Source organism: Pseudomonas avellanae BPIC 631 (assembly GCF_000444135.1).
Classification (GTDB): domain Bacteria; phylum Pseudomonadota; class Gammaproteobacteria; order Pseudomonadales; family Pseudomonadaceae; genus Aquipseudomonas; species Aquipseudomonas avellanae.
In genome coordinates this window covers 1-1,890 of record NZ_ATDK01000382.1, presented here as the reverse complement: position 1 = coordinate 1,890, position 1,890 = coordinate 1, and the positions used below count along the sequence as shown (strand labels likewise).

Below are 1,890 nucleotides of genomic sequence, written 5' to 3'. Positions count from 1 at the left end.
AATGATGTCCAAGCATCATGAGAGTCCATCCCTAACTCAATAGCCGGGTGTTGCACTCAGCCTCTGAAACCGCCCATGATATTCCTTGCGGAATAGCGGCTTTAGAGCGAACTGGATTTCACTACTGGGGAAGCGCGGAATCGATTCTCTTATATCACACAATATTTTCACTATTTATTCCCTTTCAAAATCAAAATAAAATTGAAGATGCAATATTAACTATAAAAAGCGATCGGATTGATTCTCTTAAATATCGACTAGGCTTAGTATCAAGTGGCTTCGGCGCTGAACACCCGTTGAAGGCATGCCCGTGCTGCATGCGTGAAGATGTGTACGATCATGGCGTAGCGTACTGGCACCTCACACACCAATATCCGGGTGTGATGATATGTCCACACCATCAAGCTTGGCTCATGGCATCCACCAAAAGTAGACGGTGGTCGGGGCGGTTCGAATGGTCGCTACCTACCAAGAACTGCCTAATCCAACAGGCGTCATCACAGAAACTCTGGTCCCGCGCAGCTTTTATGGCCTTGGCGAACAATGTCATCGATCTCGCGACCATAGGTCGAGTTACGTCTTTTGACCCTTGCACCGTCGCTGCGACCTATCGAACAGCTCTACTCCAAGGAGAAAGATCTGCATCGCTGCTTGATCGCATAGAGCCTCTTAGCCGCTTTCATCTGTTTGAATCCTTGCCGCAAGACGAGAAAAGCATTGATTCATTTATGGACCAGCTTACCCGTACCCCCCGCAGAAGCATTCACCCTCTGAAGCATCTGGTGCTTATTGATTGGCTATTCGATGACTTGCAGTCGTTTCTCAAGGCCTACGGCACTGAAGTGATCAGAGTAGCCCAGCAAGTCGCAAGCACTCCATCGCAGAAACCTGATGAGCGAGTCTCGCTTTCAAACGCTACGACTCCAGCCAAAAACACTCCAAGGCCCAAACGATTAAAAGGCCAGCTTAAAGAGGTTCTGCTCTCAAAACTGGGCAAGGGCATTCCGAAACAGGAGCTTTGTGAAGAGTTTCAGATCTCGGTCTCGACGATCAACAGGTTGTTGCGCGCCCATCCAGATACCAACGCACTGGCTATTGCTGCCACAAACAGCCGGGAGCTAGCTGAGCACAGAGCGCAGTGGCAAGACCTACACAATTTGCATCCTGAGCTAGGGGTCCAGGCTTTGAGAAACACCATTCCTTCTATCTATGCGTGGCTTTATAGAAACGACAAAGTATGGTTGATGGCCAAAGAGCAGACCTTCGTGAAACCGGCCAAAGTGGAAAAATACCTCATTGACTGGGAGGCTCGAGATTCTCGGCTGCTCAGCATGATACGAACGGCGTGCGAGGCGATCACTGAACTGCAGCGGGGCCCGGTCACCAAGGCCGAGCTGTACGCCAGGATTCCCATGCTCTCGTCTTGCTTGGAAAATCGGGACCGATACGCTATGTCGAGAGCATACTTATCCACGGTTCTGCACCTCAAAACCTGCGGTTCTCTAAGACAACGGGGCAATGCGGTCTGGCCAGCGGGTTAGCGCGGGAACCTATTTCTGCCTGTAAATACCCGGCGGCGCTTTCTTGACTAGCTCGGGTCGAGGTTGAGGACCTTTTCTTTTTGGTCGCTCAAAACTACAGCAGGGATAATACACTGGCCGCCAATCCCACATCCGTAAGAAGTCCCTAGCAGGGAACGGACAACACCAGACACCAACACCTTGGTCATAATTTTCTTCGACGAAATGCGTTGATTCTTGATGTCCTGCGATATAAGTAGACCATAGTTTTTCCACTGGGCGAACTTCGTCCCCATATGCCTTCACGTCAATGAAAAAGGGCGGTTTCAGAGGCTGAGTGCAACACCCGGCTATTGAGTTAGGGATGGAC

At 50.3% G+C, this 1,890-nt stretch carries 1 protein-coding gene and 1 pseudogene; both read left to right on the top strand.

Annotated elements, in window-relative coordinates; all coding sequences use genetic code 11:
- Nucleotides 1–47 precede the first annotated feature (47 nt).
- Nucleotides 48–395, top strand: a pseudogene (locus DW49_RS1000000133950) (TniQ family protein); the annotation flags it as partial.
- 132 nt (nt 396–527) lie between these two features.
- On the top strand, nt 528–1,541 hold the full coding sequence (locus tag DW49_RS1000000130840) for a TnsD family Tn7-like transposition protein (RefSeq protein WP_229687612.1): 1,014 nt from the start codon (nt 528–530) through the stop codon (nt 1,539–1,541).
- Nucleotides 1,542–1,890 lie beyond the last annotated feature (349 nt).